Consider the following 23,109-nt stretch of genomic DNA (forward strand, 5'->3'; position numbering starts at 1 on the left):
AAAGTGCGCTGCGGGGCCGGTTATGGCCGTACCGCAGCGCACACTAGGTCGTCGAACTAGCCCAGTTCGACGACCTTAATCTTTGATGCCGCCTCCGATGCACGCTCACGAGCAGCATCGACAGAATCCGCGGTTGAAACAGCAACGCCCATGCGGCGACGCGGGCCAGCGACCGGCTTACCAAAGATACGAATATCAGTCTCCGGAATAGCCATGGCCTCCGTCAGCCCGGTGTAACCCGGCTGCTCGATGTCAGCACCGCCGTAGACCACAGCGGAGGCTCCCGGGGACACCAGCGTGACGTCGATAGGCAGACCCAACACTGCACGCGCGTGCAGCTCGAACTCAGAGAAACGCTGGGTGCCCATGGTGACCATGCCGGTGTCGTGCGGACGCGGGCTGACCTCGGAGAACCACACCTCATCGCCGCGGACAAACAGCTCGACGCCGAAGATACCGCGACCGCCCAGCGCGTTGGTGATGCGCGCGGCGACAGAGCGCGCATTGTCCAGGGCGTTTTCACTCATGGCAGCCGGCTGCCATGACTCAACGTAGTCGCCGTCCTGCTGACGGTGCCCAATGGGCTCACAGAACCACGTTGCCCCCTCGCCGGTCTCCGGATCAACGGAGCGCACGGTCAGCAGCGTGATCTCGTAGTCGAAATCGACGAAGCCCTCCACAATGACGCGGCCGGACTCGACGCGGCCGCCACTCATGGCATAATCCCACGCGGCCTGGACATCCTCCGGCGAACGCAGCGTGGACTGCCCCTTGCCCGAGGAACTCATGACCGGCTTGACCACACACGGGAAGCCAATCTCATCGACAGCTGCGGTGAATTCATCAAAGCTGGAGGCGAAGTGATAGCGGGAAGTCGGCAGCCCAACCTCTTCCGCAGCCAGACGGCGAATACCCTCTCGGTTCATGGTCAGCTGAGTCGCCCGTGCGGTTGGAATAACGGTGACGTCCAGCGTCTCGTCTTCCTCAACCTCTTCCAGCACCTCGGTTGCCAGGGCCTCGATCTCGGGGACGATGAAGTGGGGCTTGACCTGGAGAATCAGATCCCGCAGTGCACTGGAATCCGACATATTCAAGACGTAGGCGTGGTGAGCGACCTGGTGTGCCGGTGCATGCTCGTAGCGATCGGCAGCGTGCACCTCAACGCCAAGACGTTGGAAAGCAATGGTCACCTCCTTGCCGAGCTCGCCAGAGCCGAGCAGCAGAACTCGCGTTGCTTCCGGCTGGTACGGGGTTCCGGTGACTTCAGGGGTGAACATCGAGATAAACTCGCTTTCGTCTACGGCACGTACGCTGCACAACCAGCAGCTGTGAAATTGATTGTCTCCAGCATACGACAGCGAGCGGATTCACCGCGGCGGGCACGGGCGGGGAACCTAGCGCGGGAACACCCGCTGGAACTCAGCCAGCGCCACCTCACGGTCAGCGGCCAGGACAACATTCGCCACCGAACCGGCAGGATCTTCCACCACCTGTCCGCGCCGCGCAGGCTCATCTGCAAAAGTTCGCCTATCGACGCCCACGAGGCGCATCTTCTCCACTTCCCCGGTCACCGCACCGACGGCCACCATCGCAGCGAAGAGGTCATGAACCTGCGCCTTGTAACCGACTCCAACTCCCTGGTGGAACTCAAAGTAGAACTTCAGCGAGCGGCGCAGAACACGCAGCAGCTCCGAGTTCATACCGGCATCTCGCCAGGATTCAATCTCAGTATCACTAATGGTGATGGTCTCGGTGACATTGAGCGGAACCAGCGTCGGCACCGGCGCGCCTGCGGCGGTGGCGATGCTGCGCACGGCATCCTCCGGGCGCTCGACGGCCACAGCACCTGCGGTGCCGAACACCTCGGTGACCGCGGTGGGGTCGACCCAGAAGTTCCATTCCGCAAACTCGGTGACGTTACCGTGGTAGTCCACAGCACCGCCCATAATGGTCACGCCGTCGAGCTCCCGCATGAGTTCTGGGTATTTCTTCAAAGCGGCCACGTAGGTGGTCATAGGGCCAGTGACCAGCAGGTGCACCTTCTCCCCCGTCGACCGTGCCTGCTCGATGACTCGTCGCCACAGCGCCAGCGGATCCGCCGCTCCTGAGCGCCCCGGTTCGTAGATGACGGCCGGTGGTGCCAGGTTGTAGCCCAGCCCGTACGGGCCATGAGTCTCAGGCGTGGTGGTCAGTTCACGGTCAGCGGGCCCCTCGAAACCGCTGACAACCGGAACCTCCGGACAACCGCAGAAATTCAACATGTACTTGGTGTTGCGAGCGGACCATGCCGCAGTGGTGTTACCACCTGCGCAGGTCACACCCACCAGCTCGATCTCGCCTGCGGTATGCAACCCCGCGAGGTAGACGAGAGCAAGACTGTCATCGATACCCGTGTCAACGTCGGCAAGCACTTTCAAACGCGTCATAAGGTCAAGTGTGACACGAAACATGCTCGGCCCGCAGAGCTAAACATGGGCAAAACAGGGATACAGACGAGTTTCCGCTGGTGCTGGCCGGGTTTACTAGTTCGTCGACATCGCTGCATCACCCACCGGAGCGGACTCCGGCAGCGGCATTTTCAGCTCGGCCAAGACCTCGCGCAGTCGCGTCGGGTAGTCGGTGATGATGCCATCGACACCAGCGGCAATCTGCTCGCGCATGGTCTCCTTTTCGTTCACCGTCCACGGCACCACCTTCATGCCGGCCTCATGTGCACGGGAGATTAGCTCCGGCGTGGCGACCGGGTGGTAGTCAGAATCCGACGGTGTCTTGCCGTAAGGAATGCTGTGCGTCGGTGAGAGCACCTGCACGCCAAGCTGTTTGGCGGCCTCGATGATGTCGCCATCAACCTCGTCGTAATTGACATCGCCAATCCAAGGAGAATCCTTCTTCCAGGTGGTTTCGTCCCACAGCATGACCAGCGGAATCTCCGGGTTCCTTTCCGCGACCAGCGGCAGCGAGCGCCAATCGAAGGACTGAATCATCACACGATCAGCCACACCCGCGCGGTCAATCTCGTCGAGAATCACATCGACGAACTCCTGCGGTTCTGCCGAGTCAGCGCGCTTTTCGCCCTCGATCTTGGTCTCAATGTTGAAGTGGATGTCCTGGTTGTCCTTAGTCAGCTCGAACAGCTCCGGCAGGGTCATCATCCGATTGCCCTTGATTGGCTCCGCATCCGGGAAGTCCTCGAGCTTCTTGTCGCAGACTAGAGTTTGTACCTGCTCATAGGTGAGATCATGTACGAGCTTGCCGACGTACGGGTACTGCGGGTCCCCCTCCGTCACTGGCTCAGTGTCCGAGCACTTGTCGTCTTGGATCTCCGGATCGTGCCAGACCATAGGCACGCCATCCTTCGTCAGGACGATGTCCAGCTCCAACGTCGTAACGCCCAGCTCCAACGAGTTGATCATCGCCTGCTTGGACTCCTCCGTCCACTCACCGCGACCACCACGGTGCGACTGCAGATCAAAACCCTCCGGCAGCTTAGCCATCGCAGCCGGCCGCACATTCGCGGCCGCATTCAGCTCAGCAACCTGCTGCTTTTCAAAGGTCTTCTCTTCGCTCGACGTAGTGCTAACCGCGCTTGCACTGCTTGACGACGATGCCGCGTCGTTGTCCCCATCATTGCTGCAGGCTGCAATAGGAGAAATAGCAAACGCGCCCATAGCGATGGCCGCGATTGCGCGGCGCGTGCCGTGGACGCGTGAATTCTGAGGCTGCTCGCTCTGCTTGGTCCGTTCGTCAAACATGGAGTCAGATGAGTTGCGAGAAGACATGGCCGGTGATTTTCCTCTTTGGGCGTAGTATTAGCGACTTCATAGCGACGGCGCAGTACCGACAACACAGTGTCGACAAACTACCGTCGGAGGTTTACGGAACACAGAAATCTAGATGAAAACTGTGTGGCGCGCCACTACTTTAAAACGGCCTGACAGCACTCGCATCTGGAGAGAGTGCGGGGTGAGCGTTTAATTTCCCTCTGCTTTTGGAATCTCGCCTTCTTGAGCGACCTCTGACCCATCCCAGGAGTACGTAACGGGAGCGTTGTACTGGTCTTTAAAGGCGAAGGCACCGCCGTCTTCGATCATTTTATTGACATCGAAGAAATTGACGGTCACAGTTTTGCCATCACCCTCGACCGAGTTGATTGTCTGCGGACCACCGGCGGTCCCCACGTACTCGCCCTTATGAAACAGCAGCACTGCACCAGCGGTAGTTGAATGCGTAATTTCATTCTGTACTGCTGAGGCAAAGGTCAACTCGCTGGTGGTATCCCAGTTCGTATCGTCCGTGACTGTCCAACCGCTGCCATTGCCACCTTCCATTGAGTTCAGGTCGGCAACCGCTTCTTCGAAAGCCTCTTCCTGGGTTGGCGCAGAAGAACCCCCATCGGGGTCGTTGTCATCGACATCCGGATTGGGGGTATCTGCACTTTCACTGTCATCCTCGACAGTGGTGGTCGTAGTGATGGTCGTCGTTTCTTGATCTACCTGAGAAGCAGAGGTCGGTGCTGCGGTCTCATCAGTGGAGCAACCGGACAAAGCCACTACACCTGCGACCGCCGCGCTAACCAGCATCGACCCGCGACGAACTGAATGACCACTCATGGCTGGAACCTCTTCTGTTCTCTCAAGTTTTCTCAAGCACTGAGCTACGACGGAGCATTACTTTCTCATGTCCGACTCTGAATTGAGTTTACTTGGGAAAATTCAAGAGACCCCGGGAGTGTCCAAGAATTCTCGAAAGCTCTCGAAAATTCTCGGGAGTCCTTAGGAAGCGGGCTTCGCCCCGCCGGGAATCTTGCCCTCGTGGACGACGTGATCGCCGTTCCAGAAGAAGTGAACATTAGAGGTGAACTTGGCCGCATCAGCGTTCGGCGCACCTGCGGCCTCCTGGGCCTCCCAGTCGTGGTAGATGACCGAGATGTTCTTACCATCAGGGGTCGGCGTCACCTTGTTGATGTGCTGAGGCCGGTCAGAGTCCGTACCAATGAACTCACCCTTGTGGAACATCAACAGCACAGTGGAGGACTGAGCGTTGCCCTGCTTGGCCTGATCTGCGAGAGCAAAGCTCAAATCGCTACACGGGCTGAAGTTGGAGGTGCCAGTGTACTTCCACCCATCATGGTTGTTCGGACGCTCCCTGTTGACCTTATCCAGGGCCTCCTGGATTTCAGGTGCTGCCGGGTTCGGGGTACAGCTATCTGCCTTCGCCGGAGCCGGTGCCGGCACTGGGGCCGGTTCCGCCTGAGCCGCGGGAGCTGCAACGGCTCCACCTACTGCGGAGAAAACCATCGCGCCGGAAAGTACGGCGGAACTTGCCAGTCGTTGTACTCGGTGTCCTGTGTTTTGCATGAAAACCACACGCCTTCTGTCGTTTGGACTTCTGTCGTTGGACCACGCGGTGAGGCCTACGATACAAAAATGACTCTGGGATGCCAGTGTCAACTGACAATTCCCAGAGCCTTCTCGTGGTTAGCAAATGTTCTTTTCTACAGCAGCCAGCAGTTTCGACACCGAAGATTTTTTATCTAACAGTTCGATAAAGCCGGGTCGAAAGCCGGACTATTTTCCGGCTAGTTCGCCACTGCCCCCCCAGGCTAAGTACCCAGCGCTAGTTGCCCAGCGCTAGTTGTCCAGCACATCGTGGACAACGATGGTCTGGTCACGACCCGGGCCAACACCGATGTAGGAAATGCGAGCGCCGGAGAGCTCCTCCAGGCGGTTCAGGTAATCCTTGGCCTTGTCCGGCAGCTCATCGAAGGTGCGGCAGCCAGTGATGTCTTCGTCCCATGCAGGCATGGTCTCGTAAATCGGGACAGCGTGGTGGAACTCCGACTGGGTGAGTGGCATTTCGTCGTGACGCACGCCATCAACGTCGTAAGCGACACAAATCGGAATCTCGCCGATACCAGTCAGGACATCCAGCTTGGTGATGAACAGATCCGTGAAACCGTTGACGCGCGCGGCGTAGCGAGCCAGCACCGAGTCGTACCAACCACAGCGGCGCTTACGGCCGGTGTTGACTCCGACCTCACCGCCGGTGGTCTGCAGGTACTCGCCCCACTTGTCGAACAGCTCCGTCGGGAACGGGCCAGCACCGACGCGGGTGGTGTAGGCCTTCATGATGCCCAGCACCGAAGTGATCTTCGTCGGGCCGATGCCGGTGCCCACGCAGGCACCACCAGCGGTTGGGTTCGAGGAGGTCACGAACGGGTAGGTGCCGTGGTCGACGTCGAGCATGGTGGCCTGGCCGCCCTCCATGAGGACGTGCTTGCCGGCATCCAAAGCCTGATTGAGCTCAAACTCCGAGTCGATAATCATCGGGCGCAGACGATCGGCGAAGCCCATGAAGTAATCAAAGACTTCATCCGGGTCGATAGCGCGGCGGTTGTACAGCTTGACCAGAATCTGGTTCTTCTGAGCCAGCGAAGACTCAATCTTCTGGCGCAGAATCGACTCATCCAGAATGTCCTGGACACGCAAGCCCGTACGGCCGACCTTGTCGGCATACGTCGGGCCGATACCGCGGCCAGTGGTGCCGATAGCGCGCTTACCCAGGAAGCGCTCGGTCACGCGGTCCAGCGTCTGGTGGTACGGAGCAACCATGTGGGCATTGCCGGAAACGCGCAGGCGGGAGGCTTTTGCACCGCGAGCTTCGAGGCCATCAATCTCGTCGAAAAGCGCCTCGAGGTTGACCACACAGCCGTTACCGATAATCGGCACCGCGTTTTCCGACAGCACACCCGCCGGAAGCAGCTTCAGCTCATACTTCTCACCGCCGACGACAACGGTGTGGCCGGCGTTGTTGCCACCGTTGGGCTTGACGACGTAGTCGACGCGGCCACCGAGAATATCGGTTGCTTTGCCCTTGCCCTCGTCGCCCCACTGGGCACCGACGATAATGATTGCGGCCATAGTCCTACTTCAACTCCTGGGATTGCAGACGACGCATTAGAGTGTAGTCCTATGCGTATTGTTGTGCTGCAGTGTGGCCCCGATGTACCCGCGTTTTCCCAATTGCTCCGCCAATCATGGTCTACATCAGCACCGTCCGCACCATCAGCACCGGCTACTCCGGCACCACCCGCCTATGCGCTTCACGACGTCGCGATGATCCCCGCCCGCAAGGAGCTGGCTTTCATCGATGACCTGGCCAAGGACGTACTGCCTGTCGATACAGCACCGACGCCGGAGGAAATCTCCAAGCAGAAAAAGGTCGACCACTTAGGTGCTCCGCAACCCGCTCCGCAAAAGCCGAGCGAGCCGTTGCGAATTGTGGTCGTTGGCACCGACGCGGCACTGGCTGCCGTGGCAACCTACCTGATGCGCAAGAACCTCCTGTGGATTGAACTGGCACATGTCCCCACCGCACCCTCGACCGCGGCCAAAAACTGGGGCATCGAAGGAGGAGAAGGGCTCGATGCGGCGGCCGCGCTCACACGCCCGACGATGCCAGTGCCGCTGATCCGCGATGACACCGGGCACGCAATTGTTGGTTACGTCCTACTGACAGAGCCGGGAATTACCGGAGTGTCCTCGGCAAACGGGTTTACTGGCGAGGTCTATGTCGACGAGCATCAGATGTTCTCCGGCACATCCACCGGCCTGCAGATTCGCCCTACCCCCGACGCCCCGGGCATCGTTGCGGCCGAAGTTCCGGCTCCGGAAGCGGAAATCGGTAACGAGGATGGAGGCAACAAAGGCCTGCTGAGCCGACTCGGATTGGGTCGCGGTGGCCGTCGTAAAGCGAAAGAAGCCCCGTCCCGCGAGCTGCACCGTCCGATGACGGGTCGGGCAGTTCAAGTTGGTGGCCTGGGCTTTCGATACGTACGCGATGGCGTGGAGTCGCGAAAGCCGCGCGAGAAAACAACTCTGTACCGACACCTTCGCGACTTGCAGATTGTGCACTAACTGCGTCGGGGCAATAGCCACGGTCTGCCCGTGAGAAAGTGGCTTGCGCGAAAGTGGCCTGCGCGATAGCTCGAGTACAGATAACATTTGGGTGTTAAAGCCCCTGCCCGCCACTGCCTCGATAGGACAGCATCATGACTGACAACACCCCACGGCTACGCGCTGGCGACCAAGCCCGCCACACTGCGCTGGAACGCTTGGAATGGGCATTCCGCGATGGCCAGATTGACTTTGCGGAACTGCAGGAGCGCACCGAGAAAGCCCAAAAGGCAACGTACATTGATGAGTTGCCCACATTGACACAGGACTTGTCGCTGCCCGCGAACCTGGCCGAGCCGACTCCACATGCGCACCCAAACCCTAACCTGCGCCCGAACCTGCACAGCGTCCCGGACGAGCACCATTCAGTGGCACCGAATGCAGCCAACGATCATCAGCCAGCTCGGATTGATAGCTCCGCCGCGGCAACTGGTTCGAAGCTCTCCATCGGTATCTTCGGCGGCACCGACAAGAGAGGCCCTTGGACGTGCGCTCCCACGCACACCACGGTGGCGGCCTTCGGCGGGACTGGCTTGGATTTCCGTGAGGCCATCCTGACCGCGGAAACCACTGTCGTCAACATTGGCTGCGCCTTCGGCGGAGTCGACGTCATTGTCCCCGACCACTACCAGGTTGATGTCGACGTGCTGCCCATCTTCGGAGGCACGGATGTTACTGGAAACCCGGGACGTAACCTTCCTGCTCCTGGCGCAGGACAGGCTCCGAAGATTATTGTGCGCGGCTTCGTCGCTTTCGGTGGCGTCGAGGTCAAGCGCGTACCGCACTAGAGCACGCTGCAGTAGCACGTGGGCAGTAGCATGTGCGCCGGAGCACGTGGGCAGTAACCGCCTGGCGCCTAGCGAGCCACTACTCGCCCACGCCTCACCGGCTACTCGTCCCATACCTCCGGTGGCATTGCTGGGAACGGCGTCGTCGGCGGCAGCGTTGCCACAGCTGAACGTCTGGACAGGCCACACACCTGCAACAGGTCCACCACCAAGGAGCGGGACTGCGCAAACACAACCTGTTCCGACAGCGTTGCGTCCTCGATCACGCGCGGGTGCATTTTCGCCGCTAGACGACGCAAGTACCGAACCACGTCTTCAAGCTTGACCTCTCCGGATCCCTCGGAAAGCTGAGCGATAGCGATGTCGCCGGACTCGAAAGGCAACTCGCCCCACTCTGGGATTCGGCGCACGGCGGCTTCGTCGTCAAGCACATGACTGACCAGACGCGTACCTTCAGACACGCCGAGAACAAGTGCGCACAGTTCGGACGAGAAGTCGATGTGGTCCTCACGTGCTGTGATAGCGCGACGCGCGAGCACACGGATGTTGCGCATGGCGTTGTCGACGGGATGAACCATACGTGACAGCGAGTGGATTCGATCCCGGGAGCGCCAGAGCAACGGCGAGATACGGACCTGCTCGCCCGCGTCGGCGACAGTGCGGTCCATCAGCGAGACTTGCGCCTGCATGGAGCGCACCACGCTCAGTGCGGTGCGGATGCGATCGGTGTCGCCCTCTTTCATGCCGATGCCGATGTCATAAAGTACATCTGCACCCATGTCGAGGACCTTGGCCACCTTGCGGCGAGCACCCGCCAGCGGGCTTCGCGGCAATATCATGAGCACAATAATGCCCACCACACCACCGACGAGAGCATCGATCATTCGGTAATAAGAACCAGCGGTGCCCGGCGGAATAATGGTGGCGATGAGCACGGCTGAAGATGCCGCTTGGTTGACCACAAGCGGTCCTCGACCGACAAACACACCGATGACCATGGCGACGAACACACCGACGGTCAGCTGCCAGATACCCGAGCCGAGGATGGAGATAATCACATCACCAATGCCGACTCCCAACGAGGCACCGAGCACCAACTCCACAGAGTGCTTTAAGCGAGGACCTGCGGTCATCACGTTGAGGCTGATGAAAGCGGCCATCGGCGCGAAGAACGGGTTGGGGTGCCCCAGTACCTCAAGTGCGAACCAGTAGGCCAACCCAGCGGCTAACGTGGCTTGGACAATGAGCATCCAACGGGAGCGCACACGGTCAATCGCATGGAGGAAACGCGTGCGGGGCCTCACTTTCTGACGCAACTTGTTTGCTGCGCGGGAGGCCGGATGTAGGTACGTATTGCGAAAATCTTGGAAATCCGGGCGCGGATTATCCTCGACGAATTGCGTTTCCTTAGCTTCGACGAGGTCGTCGACATGCGCGGGAGCAAGGTCCTCTAGATTCCTGGCAGCTGCGGCATCCTTATCTTCCCCACCAGCTATGCCAGCCATGCCGAAGTCACCATCCTCATGTAAAAAACTGTGCGCTTTTTATGTACCCGTTGTGCTGTTGTGCACTCTTATGTGCCCGCTGAATCTCTGTGCGCGATTAAAGACCCAGTTCTGGCAACGCGGATTCATCACTGTCACGCAGCAACGCCATCATGCGATCGAATTCATCATCCTCGCCGATAGCCTTAGCAGCCTTAGCCAACGCTGCGAAGGCGCGGAGCACACCACGATTCGGCTCGTGCTCCCACGGAATGGCTCCGAACCCCTTCCAGCCGTTTCCACGCAGCAGGTCCAGACCGCGGTGGTAACCAGTGCGAGCGAAGGCATAGGCCTGAATCTCCTGGCCCTCGGACAAGGCGCTTTCAGCCAAATCCGCCCAAGCCTGGGAATCGCGCGGGCATGCGCGAACCACGGCCTCCGGGCTTGCGCCACCATTGCGGGCAGCAACGGCCTCGTCAAGAACGGGGAGCTTCACGGGAGCAGGAGCCATCATGTCATTGAGTTTCATGCGTCCTATTGTGCCAGTCATCACGTGGCGATGGCAGGGGCTCAGTAGGTGACTCCCTGTTGGCAACGGCGGGCACAGCGCGGTGGTACAACGTCGGCAAGCGCCAGATGACGACCAACTAGCGTTCCCCGACTACTCCGGGCAGCTCGGCTTCGTCGAATCCAACGACTCACCATTTTCCAGCTTGGTCGCAACAAAATCGGCCACTCGGGCACACGCTTCCATCAGCATCCAACCCGACAGCTGGACAGAGAGGTCACGCTCCTTGATCGCCGAACCGCGAACCGCGCCACCGACTGATTGCGCAACCGAGCCGCCCTGTGGGAACTGAGCATTGTCGTTCCAATCTGCGGGGAAAAGCGGCAGGCCATCGACCTCGAGGCGGTGGTACCAGCACTTCTCCCCCGACGCCAGAACCAATCGGCGGGCAATGCGGGCCGCCGCGCGATTCATGCGATTGTCTCCAGGCAAACGCACCGCCGCATCGGCGAGGTATCGCACCAGGATGCCGTTGAACAGACCACCATCGCCGCCACCGGCACCGGCGATAACATTGTCGGTGGTCGCCAAATCCTTTGCCACCGCGTGGATGAGGTTTTGCACGCGCGTGAAATACTTCGTCGCCTGTTCACGCTGGCCGTGCGCCCGAAGCGCAAGTCCCACTTCGAGGCAAGCGCCAATCATGACACCCTGGTTGTACGTAAACATGCCCTTCTGCACGACGGCACCTGCCATGGACAAGCGAATGCCGTCGTAGAGCAGCCCTGAGTCCGACAGGAGGTTGGCGTAAACCCAATCGATAAGTTCCTCTGCCTCCTTGATACGACCAGCCCGGGCCAGAGCGATGGCTGCAGGACCGTTCGAGGGGACGTTGAAAAAGAGGTCCTGCTCACGCCACGGCAGCACACCCGTGGACTCCTGCCGACCATCGCCCAAGCATGAAATCAGCCGTGCTGTCGTCTTCTTGGGCACCGATGCGCCGAGGACAGCGTCGGCACGCCCGAGCGCCAACGCCATCCACGCGCGATCGTCGTAGTACTTGTTCTTGGTCAGCAGCGTGAGGTTGCGAATGCGGATACCCCGAGTGGTCTGGCGGATAGCGCGGTACTTCTCCTTAGAAGGCACGCGCTTGGCTGCGTCTACCAGGCAGTCGAGATACTGCGCCTGCCACCAGTAATGCCAGTTGATGAAGACCTTATGTCGAAGCGGCGCGGGCCAGGAAGCCATTGCCAAATTCGTGCCCGGAAGACCCCACAGCTTCGCCGCATGACGGTTGCGAATCGCCTGTTCAGCCACGTCCGCACGATAGGCCCACGTTTCGGCCTCCGGACGCGACATTTTTAGAACCACTGGCTCTCCTTAAAACGGCTGCGAAACAGCTCTAAAACAGCCTTCGAAATAAAACACCTAAGCAGACAATTACCAGGCCGCGGTGATATCTGCATGAGTACGAATCCAAGAGTGCATGGCAATACCCGCCGCTACCCCCGCATTTATCGAACGCGTCGAGCCAAATTGGGCAATCGACACCGTCAAATCCGCCGCCTGCTGTGCTTCTTCAGTCACTCCCGGCCCCTCCTGGCCGAAGAGCAAAAGACAACGCTCGGGCAACTCAACGGTTTCGATGGGTACGGAGCCCGGCACATTGTCCACGGCCACGACAGCCAAATCATGCTCGCGCGCCCAGCTAATGACCTCCGACACCGTCTCGTGGTGCAGCAAGTGCTGGTAGCGGTCAGTCACCATCGCGCCGCGACGATTCCAACGCTTGCGCCCCACGATGTGCACGGCCTCCACCAGGAAGGCATTTGCGGTGCGTACCACGGTGCCAATGTTGGAGTCATTCTCAAAATTCTCGATGGCGATATGCAACGGATGACGACGCTTATCCAGCTCCGCGACGATAGCCTCCATCGTCCAGTAGCGGTAGGCATCGACGACATTACGTCGGTCGCCCTCATCCAGAAGCTGCTCATCGTATTCTGGGCCGGTCGGCCGGGGTTCGTTCGGGTGCTCCTGCTCCCACGGCCCCACCCCGACACGAGCCTCAAACCATTCCGTCGGCCCCTTCCCGGGCTCAGGCGCGGTCAAGAGCCAACAGCCCCTCGACCAGGAACAACTGCGCCACGGTGTAGGTGTCCATCACTGCCGCATTCAGAAGCTTGCCGACGGCGCCCTCCTCCGCAAACATCTTTCGAGCCATCAGTAGCGTGTCGGAGACGAGGAACAGGTTGCCACCGTGGCCGAGGCCGTAGGCGGCATCGGCAATCGGCAGGCCGGTCTGCTCATCAGTACCGACAGCACCGGCACCCTCCAGCAGCGCCGGGTCATCGGCCAGTGCGGAGGTCACAGCCAGCAGCGGACCGTAGCCAACAGCAGCGGGCAGCGCCTCGGGCTTTACAGCACCGACCAGCGGTACCGAACCAGCCCACAGTGGGAAGCGAATGGCAGCACGCAGCGCGCTAATCCGAGCTCCGGCACGCCACAGCAGCACGTGGTAGGCAACCTGGTTAACTGCGAACGGCACAGAACCGCGGTTCAGGTTCGGCTTATTCGGCATGAGAATCAAGTCGCCCAGCCAACCGCCGGCGAGGCCGATGAGCAGGGTGGTCGTCGTAAAGCGAGACGTCTCGTGGCGACGGCGCCAAACATTGGCCGCCAACAGTGGCATGAGGACAGTCTTGGAAACTCGACGTGGAGTCTCCCAGCCGAAGGCACTGGAGACAACGTTGACCGCACTGGCGGCGATATAGCCGGCACGTTCTGGGGCACGGCGGGTGTCGGAGCTTGCGCTGGCGATACCGACGAGTGCGCCGAGGCCCTCGCCCGTGCGACGCACAAACATGTCAGCGACGGTTTCCTTGGTGCCGGGAAGTTTGGTCGTGGTGAGCTTGGACAGGAGTCCTGCGCGCTTGGTGGTCATGGGGATGTTCCTCTTTCGTGGGACTGCGTTGGGGCGGTGAGCTGGGTGAGGCTCGGCGAGCAGGGTGAGGCTCGGCGATAGCTCTAGCGCTCAGATTCTTAGGCCAGACCCAAGTCATCCAAACCGAGCAGGTAACGGTAGTCCAGGCCTTCAGCCTTGATGACCTCGTCGGCGCCCGTCGCGCGGTCAACCACCGTGGCGACACCGACAACCTCAGCACCGGCCTCACGTAGTGCAGCGACGGCAGTCAGCGGCGAGTTGCCCGTGGTGGTGGTGTCCTCCACAACCAGGACCTTCTTGCCTACAATGTCCGGTCCCTCGATGCGGCGCTGCATGCCGTGCTTCTTGGCTTCCTTACGCACCACAAAGGCATCAATTGGACGCCCTTCGGCGTGCATGACAGAGGTAGCCACCGGATCCGCGCCAAGCGTCAGACCACCGACGTGCGCGTAGTCCCAGTCTCCAGTGAGCTCTCGTAGCAGAGAACCAATCAGACGCGAGGCCTCATGATGTAGAGTGGCGCGGCGCAGGTCAACGTAGTAATCAGCCTCACGTCCAGACGACAGCGTGACCTTGCCATGAACAACCGCCAGCTCCTTGACCAGCTCGGCCAAACGCTGCAGCTTCTCCTGATTGACATTGCTCGTGTGGATGCTCATCTGAGGTTGTCTCCTAAATAAACGACTGTGTGCTCAAGGATATGTCTGGTTCTACTCGTCCGCGGAATCAGGGGTTACGCCCTTGTCCTCGGACATAGATTCGGTGGGGTCGTCGCTGCTGTCGAGGTCTGGGGCGGCGTCGGTAAAAATACTGGCGGGCTTCACATTTGATCGCACCACACGCCCCTGGCTCGAGCGCATCCGGCTATGTTCGGGGTCCTCCCCAAGCGCAGGAATCTGCTGGCCAGAATCTCCAATGTCCTCCGACTCGCCAACGTTTGCACCCATCTTTCGTGCCGTCGACCGCGAAGGCAGCGCCGTCGGATCCAGCGGTATATCCCGCGTAGGGCGCCACGACGAACCGTCAATCGCCTGCACCACCGTGGGTTGTGCATTGCTTTGCGACGGCCACTGCGAATCATCCGTGGTTGCATCCGCGGTAGCAGCGGACGAGGACGAAGGAGAATCTGCGTAAACAATTTCCTCAACGTCCAGCGGCTCTTCACCCTTGCTATTCTGCGCGCTGTGACTCTGGGCATGCCCGTTCTGTGAGCTGTGATCCTGCGATTCGTGGTTAGCAGAACCGTTGCGACGCTGATCTGGTACCGCGTGCAAGTGCCCACGCCCGGTTCCATCCGAAATCAAGGAACCAGAGTCAACGGACTGCTCGGTGAGCTGCAAACGAGTGGGATCCCACTGATTAGTGTCCGGAGCGACGGTTTCGCCTTCCGCCGGTGGCAACCTGCGCGCAATGTCGGAGAAGTCCGACAGCGATGCCAGTGCACCGTCCCAGTCCTCTGGCACTGAATTATCAATCAGCTGAGCCAAGGACCAGGAGTTTTCGGACCACATGCGGGTAATGGCCGGGTGTACGTCGGCAAGCATGCGGGTTGCACGGTCGTCGAAGATGCGATGAATGAGCTCTGGGTCGGTAGCTGCGACTACCAGGCCGGCTTCGGTAGCTACGTGAGGCAGCGTCGTGCCGCCGCTGCGGCGCAACTCGAAAACCTCATCGCTGGATACAGAACGGCGGATGGCGATGGTGGTGATGCCGCCGACATCGGCGAGGTGCATTTCCCGGCCAAAAGCGAAACCGGAGACCACGGCCTTGGCATCGCCGTCCGGCGTACGCTGCCAGTACGACGGCAGCTCATGGTCCACACGGTTGTAGACAGAATTACGTTCCTGCGCCCAGGCCTTCCGCAGGTGACGCACACGGCGACCGCTGATACGTCGACGGACAGGGGCCACTGACTGCTGCTGGGCGCGCTGCGGTTGCGCGGGCTGGGTGGGCTCAGTGGGCGGGGTGGCCTGGGTGCGCGCCGCACGATCGGATGATTGCGGCACTTCGTCAGTCTCGGCTTTTACGCCGGACGCAGCTTCGGATTCTGCACCGTCAACAGTTCCAGTGCGAGCGTCAGCAGCGGTGGTGCTGTCGGCCCCTGTGGCAACGGCATCGCCCACTAAACCTATCTCGGGCTCATCCGCGGTATCGGTATCTTCAGCAATCACTGACTCAGCTGGCTCCGCGCCAGGCCCTGCGCCAGATTCTGTGCCGGACTCCGCGCCGCTTCGGAGAGTCATGTCCGTTCCCGCATTCAGGTCAGCTGCTGCTTCCGATGTTTCGGGAGCACCCGCTTCTTCTGTTGCTTCGGGCATTTCAGCAGGGGCCACCGGCTCGATTCCCGAGACAGATTCAGGCTCCGTCGGCGTCTTTTCTACAGCTGAAGTCCCCAGTTCTGTCGTCGAAACCTCAGTTTCAGAGTCAACTTCAGCGGCACCATCAGTCTCAGCGACAACCTCAGAGTCAGAGTCAGCATCAGCTGCGACATTCGGTCTCGCCACAGAAGCTGTCTCGGGGCTGCCTTGCTCCGAAGAATCCGACTGTTCGGACACAACATCTTCTGCCGCCACACCGGTTACTTCGCCGGTGGAGTCCGAGGGCTCGTCGTAAAGCGATGGCGATGACGGAGACGCCACAGCAGTCTCACTTGTGCTGCGACGGCGGCGGTCGACAACGAACAGCGCGACTGCGGCGATGATGAGAATCGCTGCGAGGGTGAATACTAGGGGAATCATTAATCTCCTAGCTTAAGCCAGAAGCAGTTCTATTTGGTCAGCGACAAGATGCCGTCCCCCGTCTGGCGCAATGCCAATGCCCGAGGAGAGAGCGTACGGGACTCTCTAGGACGGTAAAGGGCGAGGGGCAAAAGCCACATGGACGGCACATCAAGGGCCCTGGGGCGGTCGCCCTGGCCCGGGCCCGCTTAGAAGCGGACGATAGGCAGGCTCGGATCGCCAGCCCACTGGGACCAGCCGCCGACATACAGAGCGGCGCCCGTGATGCCCGCTTCTTCCATAGCCTGAATGAACAGCGAGGAATGAAGACCGGAACCGGAGTAGACCGCTACATTGCGACCGTCTTCGATACCGACGGAGGCAAAGCGCTCACGGAGCTGCTCAACAGGCAGGAAGGAGCCGTCGGCATTTTGCAGACTGCGAGCCGCCAGGTTCACGGCACCCGGGATGTGACCTGCCTGCAGATCGACGCGCTCACTACGACCTTCAAAACGGCTGGGCTCACGCGCATCCACCAAAATTCCACGCTCAGACCAGGTGCGTACGTCATCGAGGCTGGCAACAGGCATATTGCCTTCACTCACCGCAATCGTTCCAGGCCGCGGCAGATTTCCGGGCCCGAAGGCAGTCTCGTTTCCATCTGCTTCCCAAGCAGCTAACCCACCGGTGAGGACACGCACATTCTCCAAACCTGCCCAGCGCAGAATCCACCAAGCACGTGACGCGAACAGTCCATCGCCCGCGTCGTAGACGATCACCAGATGCTCCGAGCGGACTCCCCATCGACGGACGGCATCGCGCACACGCTCGATATCCGGCAACGGGTTGCGACCAGCTTCTCGGCTTGGAACACCTGCTAGGTCCAACTCGGGATCACAGAACACGGCCAGTGGGATGTGAGCCGTGGCGTAGGAGTCATATGGTTTTTTAGCACGCGACCAGCGTGCGTCAACGACGACGATACGACCGCCGCCGGCAATCTTGTCACGAAGCTCTTGTACCGAGATGGATGTTGTCATAATTCCGGATTCTAAATCGATTGACTTGGTAGCGCGATATGTACGTTATTAAAACTAGGAGCTTGGGAAGGTGCATGAAGACGCTGCTCACCTGGCCGTTTTCATCTCAGGCACAGGCCATGGAATCGGCTGTGCCACCGCAGAAAAACTGCTGCACTATGCCGCCAGCATCGGCACCCCCCTTTCCTCAACCGCTTTATTAACACAAAGCTGACTACGAAACGGAAGATCAGCCTCTAAGCCAGGCCTCGGTCTCCCAATCCGACTACCCACCGGGATCCGGCCCCATCTCGTCATTGCCATCCACTGTGTCCCCCGCCCGTTTCTCTCGCGCTTTACGACGCAACCAGCGCCCCGGGCTATCGAACGTATCGGGGTCCTCATTGGATTCCGCTTTCCGGTTTCCTTCCTCGTCTTTCGGGGGCACCCAGACCACACGATCAGTAGAGGCCTGCTCACACTCCCCGCTAACCCCGTCCCCTTCGTCAGTTCCTAGAATCTCCGCCACCTCATCCGGCCGGAGCGTCCACCAAGTATTTTCATTACATCGAGCATCGTCGATCTTTCGATGCGTACCCGGATCCACCAACGTGAGATTATCCAGGTCAGTGCCACCACCGGAAGCCCACGACTGCACATGGTGAACATCGCACATAGCTCCCGGAGTGCCCATGCCCGGCGCGGAGGAACCTCCTTCCTCTCCAAGAAGGGCCAGATACTGCGGCAAAGTCCCCAGCCTGCGGGACCGACCAAAATACAAGGTCTGCCCCTCATTCCCCAATACTTGGAGGAACGAATTTCTATCAACCATCTGTTGCACGGCCTGACTAATGGAAATTCGCACTCCCGCGTCTGAGACCGCTTTGCCCGATCCAGGAAGTACAAAATCTTTCCCCTCAGGCAGGGAGACTCCAGCTAACGCTGCCACATCTGCGATATGCGCGACGGTGACCACCGATGTCGTCCCCCGCGCCGGCTGAAGCTCACCGCCTGGTTGAAAGCCCCCGTTCACCGCCGCTTCCACGGCATCATGGAAACGCTGCTCCGGATTCCGCTGGTCATCGGCGCCTTCTTCGAGTAACCCACCAGGCCGCGCATGATCTGCCTGCAGCCTTTTGAGCACCGCCGCAAACGAAGGCGTAACCACACCGCTCAACCGGCTCATGCCGTCCGGCCCCTGAGCACCGATTTTTAGACTTCGTTTCCGAGCGCGGTCCTCATCCGTATACGGGTCATCAACCCCCAACATCGCCCGCAGGCGGTTCGGCAATTTATTGAGATCATCAACACGGATTTTGTCCACTAAATCTGAAATGTGCTTGTCCAGCAGCCTAGACAGCTGTGCATGCTCCGTTGCCGGCAGCTCCCGAACGGCTTTGTCAATCTTCGCAACAGCATCCGCACCGACAACACCTTCCTCAACTTTCTGACGAAGGTTCGGCATTCGCACATCCTCATTCGCCGGAGCAAACGGATCAACATTCCTACTCAGACGTCCGACGACATTGATACGCTGCCTCGCTTCTGCTCGCGAGATTCGCATCTCCTGCGCTAGCCACGCGATCCTTCGGTGCTCCGCGCTGGGCATCCGCCCTTTCATTGTCTCCACATAAGTCGCATCAATTACTGCGAGTCGTTTTCGCGCTTTCTCAATCGACTTATATGCGTCGTGCGCATGATCCGGTGCAAGTACTTCGAAGTTCTCCACGATGACTGTCGACAGAGCTTCAAACTGTGCAACCGCATCTAAAACCTGCGATGTCGAAAGCGGTCCACCGCCGTTTGACGCCGATGATGTAGACATTTCCCCACCCCCTTTTAAAACGCTAGCAATCCGAATCCCCAAATGGACTAACTAATTTCCCTCCTCCACATTATCGCACACCAATTCGACACACCACAACCCCCTACGTCAACTTTTCGAATCTTTTTCCGAAAAACTGCCACGCTCCCGACCTAAACACCCCACCAACCCGCGCAGTCCCCCCCCACCATCCGCCCTGCCCCACCAACCCGCGCAGCCCCCACCAAAAACTGCACGCCGAAAACCTAAAACCGCACCACCATCACATCGTGGTCCGGGAAGCTCGAGCGCCCCACTAGCTCAAATCCCGCCTTCACATAGGCTTTCGCCGCCCGCGGGTTGGCATCATGGACAGCCAGACTAACCCCCGGATACCCCAGCTCACGCGCATACTCAAGGAGTCCTGCAATCATCGGCTGCGACAGCCTGCGCCCAACAACACCCGGACGCAGCGCAATCGCTACCTCAGGAATCCGATTTTCCACAAACCCGTACCCCGGATCGTCCTGCGTAAACGTACGCAGCCAGGCCGCCCCCACCGGCACTTCATAGCTCTCGTGCTCTTCGCTTGACGACGAATCCCCGCGCTCCAACCATTCCGTCTTAATGGCGGCCGCACTGTAGGTAGCCTCGCGAGAAACCCTCGGTTCAAATGGGTCAGTGCGGGTCATGTCGCTACTGAGCGACTCGAGGTCAGCGTCGTCAAGCGAAGTGGCGAAAAGGATAACCCCGCCCTGACTCGCGTCCCACTGGTCGACGTATTGACGCCTCGTGACTACATAATCTTCCGGCAGTGGCTGACTTTCATCTCCGAATGTTTCCGTTAGTTCGTCCATCCAGGCAATGAAGGGGAGGTCGGAGTCTGTCGCTGGTCGCCACTGAAAGTTAGTCATATTTGCGCACTATACCGGCGCACTCCAGACTGACCGGAATGCAACAAGCCCACACGGTCGGTCACAAGACACATAAACCCGGACAATAAAGGCACAAAAAAGGGGCGGTTCAGGAGAAAACTCTCTCAAACCGCCCCAACAAACAGACAACCTGCTCAGCAGTTATCGCCCTGAGTATCAGGCGCCCTAGATTCGGGCTACGCCATCCTCGTCATAGCCGACAACCTTCAGCGACTCGCTATCGTCAGCAACCGTGACCTCTACGCGGTCACCATCGCGAACATCACCGGCGAGCAGTCGACGTGCCAGCTCATCGCCGATTGCCTTCTGCACCAGACGACGCAACGGACGGGCGCCGTAGGCCGGGTCGTAGCCGCGCTCCGACAGCCAATCCAGTGCCTCATCGGAGACATCCAGCACCAGACGACGTGCCTCCAGGCGTTCTGCCAGGTTGCGAACCTGAATGTCCACAATGCCGCGCAGCTGCTCGGAGGTCAGCGGATCGAAGATCACTACATCGTCGAGACGGTTGATGAACTCCGGCTTGAAGGCCATCTTGACCGCATCCATGATCTGCTCATGCGTACCACCAGCACCGAGGTTGGAGGTCAGAATCAGAATCGTGTTTCGGAAGTCCACGGTTCGGCCCTGACCATCGGTCAGGCGACCCTCATCGAGCACCTGCAGGAGCACATCGAACACGTCCGGGTGAGCCTTCTCGACCTCGTCGAAAAGCACGACGGTGTACGGACGGCGACGAACAGCCTCGGTGAGCTGACCGCCAGCGTCGTAGCCGACGTATCCAGGAGGAGCACCAATCAGACGAGCGACAGAGTGCTTCTCACCGTACTCGGACATATCGATGCGCACCATCGCACGCTCATCGTCGAAGAGGAACTCCGCCAGCGCCTTGGCCAGCTCTGTCTTACCAACGCCAGTTGGACCGAGGAACAGGAAGGAACCAGTCGGACGGTTCGGATCGGCAACACCCGCACGCGAACGGCGGACAGCATCGGAGACAGCCTCCACAGCGGCATTCTGACCAACAACGCGACGGCCGAGGTTGAGCTCCATTTCGAGCAGCTTCTCGGTCTCACCCTGCATCATCTTGCCAGCCGGGATACCCGTCCAGGCGGAGACAACCTCAGCGACTTCCTGAGGCGTGACCTCCTCCTTGAGCATGGAGTTTTCCTCTGCGTCAGCGACCGATTCCTCGGCGGCCTCCAGCTTCTTCTCCAACTCAGGGATGCGTCCGTAACGCAGCTCTGCGACGCGCCCGTAGTCACCTTCGCGCTCAGCCTTTTCGGACTCAGTGCGCAGGGCATCGAGCTCTTCGCGGACGGAGCGGACATCATCAATCGAGGACTTCTCGTTCTGCCAGCGAGTCTTCAGAGCGTTGAGCTTCTCGCGCTCATCTGCAAGTTCCTCACGGAGCTTGTCCAGGCGTTCCTTCGACGCGATGTCAGTTTCCTTCTCCAGGGCCATTTCCTCGATTTCGAGGCGGCGCACGATGCGTTCCGCGGAGTCGATTTCCTCCGGCGAGGAGTCAATCTCCATACGCAGACGCGATGCGGCCTCATCAACCAGGTCGATAGCCTTATCCGGCAGGAAGCGGGATGTGATGTAGCGGTCCGACAGCGTTGCTGCAGCCACCAGCGCGGAGTCCTGGATGCGAACACCGTGGTGGACCTCGTAGCGCTCCTTCAGACCACGCAGAATACCAATGGCGTCCTCAACGCTCGGCTCACCGACAAAGACCTGCTGGAAACGACGCTCCAGCGCAGCATCCTTCTCGATGTACTTGCGGTACTCATCCAGGGTCGTCGCACCGACCAGCCGCAGCTCACCACGAGCCAGCATCGGTTTAATCATATTGCCCGCATCCATCGAGCCATCACCCGTGGCGCCAGCGCCAACGATGGTGTGAATCTCATCGATGAAGGTAATAATCTGACCGTCGGACTCCTTAATCTCGTCCAGAACCGCCTTCAGGCGCTCCTCGAACTCACCGCGGTACTTCGCACCGGCGACCATAGAGCCCAGATCCAGGCTCATCAGCGTCTTGCCCTTCAGAGATTCCGGCACATCACCTGCAACAATGCGTCGTGCCAGCCCCTCTACAATGGCCGTCTTACCAACGCCCGGCTCACCAATGAGCACCGGATTGTTCTTGGTACGACGACTCAAGACCTGTACCACGCGACGAATCTCCGCATCGCGGCCAATAACTGGGTCAATCTTGCCCTCACGTGCCCGCGCGGTTAAGTCCGTCGCATACTTTTCCAGAGCCTGGTACTGCTCTTCTGGATTCTCCGTTGTTACCTTCCTCGATCCACGCACACTAGTCAGCGCACCCTTTAACGCCTCGGCAGTAGCACCCGCCGACTGCAGCACAGTTGCCGCCTCCGACTGGCCAGTTGCTACACCGATAAGCAGAATTTCCGTGGAAACGTACTCGTCTCCCAGCTCCCCCGCCAGCTCCTCGGCGGCGTTCAGAGCATTAACGGCGTCCCTATTAAACTGTGGGTTCGCCATATTCGCCCCGCTTGCCGACGGGTACCCCGCGACCAACTCCTTAGCGCGGGTCAAAACCCCGGAAGGATTAACGCCCGCTGCTTCAAGCAGTGGAGCCGCAATACCCTCCTTTTGCTCCAGCAGTGCTACCAGAATGTGCCCAGGCCGGATATCCGGGTTACCCGCGCTGGTCGCGGCCTTCATAGCTTCCTGGAGAACTTCTCCAGTCTTAGTTGTTGGTGTAAAACTCATAACTTGCGCCCCTTTGACTCAACTTTGTCATTCACTACCCATAACGCACTCAGCCTTGAGTCTGTTCCACTCAACTTCAAATTTTTCAATTTCCCGACCGTGATTCACACCACACCTATAGCAAAAAGGATTGAGCTCGGCAGCGTCGTTAAGCGTAGTAGCGCGCCGGAAAGCACTAGAAAACGTTGGAAAGCTCCAGAAACCACGTGC

19 protein-coding genes are annotated in these 23,109 nt (G+C 59.6%); 2 read left to right on the forward strand and 17 right to left on the reverse strand.

Annotated elements, in window-relative coordinates; translation table 11 throughout:
• Positions 1–56 precede the first annotated feature (56 nt).
• The 6 genes from purT to HMPREF2751_RS03475 form a co-directional block, all read right to left on the reverse strand.
• Positions 57–1,277, reverse strand: coding sequence for a formate-dependent phosphoribosylglycinamide formyltransferase (gene purT / locus HMPREF2751_RS03450; RefSeq protein ID WP_049169873.1), 1,221 nt, complete (start codon positions 1,275–1,277; stop codon positions 57–59).
• A 117-nt stretch (positions 1,278–1,394) separates the two neighbouring features.
• Complete coding sequence (locus HMPREF2751_RS03455) at positions 1,395–2,426, reverse strand: nucleoside hydrolase (RefSeq protein ID WP_070595502.1); 1,032 nt, start codon at positions 2,424–2,426, stop codon at positions 1,395–1,397.
• Positions 2,427–2,522: 96 nt separating this feature from the next.
• Complete coding sequence (locus tag HMPREF2751_RS03460; protein WP_070595457.1) at positions 2,523–3,779, reverse strand: glycerophosphodiester phosphodiesterase family protein; 1,257 nt, start codon at positions 3,777–3,779, stop codon at positions 2,523–2,525.
• A 192-nt stretch (positions 3,780–3,971) separates the two neighbouring features.
• Complete coding sequence (locus tag HMPREF2751_RS03465; protein ID WP_070595459.1) at positions 3,972–4,610, reverse strand: LppP/LprE family lipoprotein; 639 nt, start codon at positions 4,608–4,610, stop codon at positions 3,972–3,974.
• 162 nt (positions 4,611–4,772) lie between these two features.
• On the reverse strand, positions 4,773–5,357 hold the full coding sequence (locus HMPREF2751_RS03470) for an LppP/LprE family lipoprotein (protein ID WP_016421541.1): 585 nt from the start codon (positions 5,355–5,357) through the stop codon (positions 4,773–4,775).
• A 273-nt stretch (positions 5,358–5,630) separates the two neighbouring features.
• On the reverse strand, positions 5,631–6,920 hold the full coding sequence (locus HMPREF2751_RS03475) for an adenylosuccinate synthase (RefSeq protein ID WP_016421542.1): 1,290 nt from the start codon (positions 6,918–6,920) through the stop codon (positions 5,631–5,633).
• A gap of 51 nt (positions 6,921–6,971) precedes the next feature.
• Here HMPREF2751_RS03475 and HMPREF2751_RS03480 point away from each other — a divergent pair, with 51 nt between their 5' ends.
• Positions 6,972–7,916 carry a hypothetical protein gene (locus HMPREF2751_RS03480; RefSeq protein ID WP_246823133.1) on the forward strand — a complete coding sequence of 315 codons (945 nt, stop codon included), beginning with the start codon at positions 6,972–6,974 and terminating at the stop codon, positions 7,914–7,916.
• 134 nt (positions 7,917–8,050) lie between these two features.
• Positions 8,051–8,743, forward strand: coding sequence for a DUF1707 SHOCT-like domain-containing protein (locus HMPREF2751_RS03485; protein ID WP_070595463.1), 693 nt, complete (start codon positions 8,051–8,053; stop codon positions 8,741–8,743).
• A 101-nt stretch (positions 8,744–8,844) separates the two neighbouring features.
• Here HMPREF2751_RS03485 and HMPREF2751_RS03490 read toward each other — a convergent pair whose 3' ends face one another.
• The 11 genes from HMPREF2751_RS03490 to clpB form a co-directional block, all read right to left on the reverse strand.
• Positions 8,845–10,248: an FUSC family protein gene (locus tag HMPREF2751_RS03490; protein ID WP_005510217.1), complete on the reverse strand. Its 1,404-nt coding sequence runs from the start codon at positions 10,246–10,248 to the stop codon at positions 8,845–8,847.
• A gap of 97 nt (positions 10,249–10,345) precedes the next feature.
• The gene (locus tag HMPREF2751_RS03495) at positions 10,346–10,756 is read right to left on the reverse strand and encodes a DUF3151 domain-containing protein (protein WP_016421545.1); all 411 of its coding nucleotides are present in this window, start codon (positions 10,754–10,756) and stop codon (positions 10,346–10,348) included.
• A 132-nt stretch (positions 10,757–10,888) separates the two neighbouring features.
• Positions 10,889–12,106, reverse strand: a complete 1,218-nt coding sequence (locus tag HMPREF2751_RS03500) for a glycoside hydrolase family 76 protein (protein WP_049169856.1) — start codon at positions 12,104–12,106, stop codon at positions 10,889–10,891.
• Positions 12,107–12,175: 69 nt separating this feature from the next.
• Positions 12,176–12,847, reverse strand: a complete 672-nt coding sequence (locus tag HMPREF2751_RS03505) for a TrmH family RNA methyltransferase (protein WP_038626765.1) — start codon at positions 12,845–12,847, stop codon at positions 12,176–12,178.
• Positions 12,834–13,679, reverse strand: a complete 846-nt coding sequence (locus HMPREF2751_RS03510; protein ID WP_070595465.1) for a lysoplasmalogenase family protein — start codon at positions 13,677–13,679, stop codon at positions 12,834–12,836. Before HMPREF2751_RS03510 ends, HMPREF2751_RS03505 begins: the two co-directional genes overlap by 14 nt.
• Positions 13,680–13,777: 98 nt before the next feature.
• Positions 13,778–14,338, reverse strand: a complete 561-nt coding sequence (gene pyrE / locus HMPREF2751_RS03515; RefSeq protein ID WP_049169851.1) for an orotate phosphoribosyltransferase — start codon at positions 14,336–14,338, stop codon at positions 13,778–13,780.
• A gap of 51 nt (positions 14,339–14,389) precedes the next feature.
• Positions 14,390–16,417: a type III secretion system chaperone family protein gene (locus HMPREF2751_RS03520; protein WP_070595467.1), complete on the reverse strand. Its 2,028-nt coding sequence runs from the start codon at positions 16,415–16,417 to the stop codon at positions 14,390–14,392.
• Between the two features lie 188 nt (positions 16,418–16,605).
• The gene (locus HMPREF2751_RS03525) at positions 16,606–17,436 is read right to left on the reverse strand and encodes a sulfurtransferase (protein WP_016421551.1); all 831 of its coding nucleotides are present in this window, start codon (positions 17,434–17,436) and stop codon (positions 16,606–16,608) included.
• Positions 17,437–17,701: 265 nt separating this feature from the next.
• Positions 17,702–19,240 (reverse strand): HNH endonuclease signature motif containing protein, encoded by a 1,539-nt coding sequence (locus HMPREF2751_RS03530; protein ID WP_070595469.1) that lies wholly within the window; start codon positions 19,238–19,240, stop codon positions 17,702–17,704.
• Positions 19,241–19,485: 245 nt separating this feature from the next.
• The gene (locus HMPREF2751_RS03535) at positions 19,486–20,133 is read right to left on the reverse strand and encodes a GNAT family N-acetyltransferase (protein WP_048734476.1); all 648 of its coding nucleotides are present in this window, start codon (positions 20,131–20,133) and stop codon (positions 19,486–19,488) included.
• A gap of 186 nt (positions 20,134–20,319) precedes the next feature.
• On the reverse strand, positions 20,320–22,899 hold the full coding sequence (gene clpB, locus HMPREF2751_RS03540) for an ATP-dependent chaperone ClpB (RefSeq protein ID WP_070549988.1): 2,580 nt from the start codon (positions 22,897–22,899) through the stop codon (positions 20,320–20,322).
• Positions 22,900–23,109: the final 210 nt, after the last annotated feature.

Origin of the sequence: Corynebacterium sp. HMSC063G05, assembly GCF_001810555.1 — a bacterium.
Lineage (GTDB): Bacteria > Actinomycetota > Actinomycetes > Mycobacteriales > Mycobacteriaceae > Corynebacterium > Corynebacterium jeikeium_D.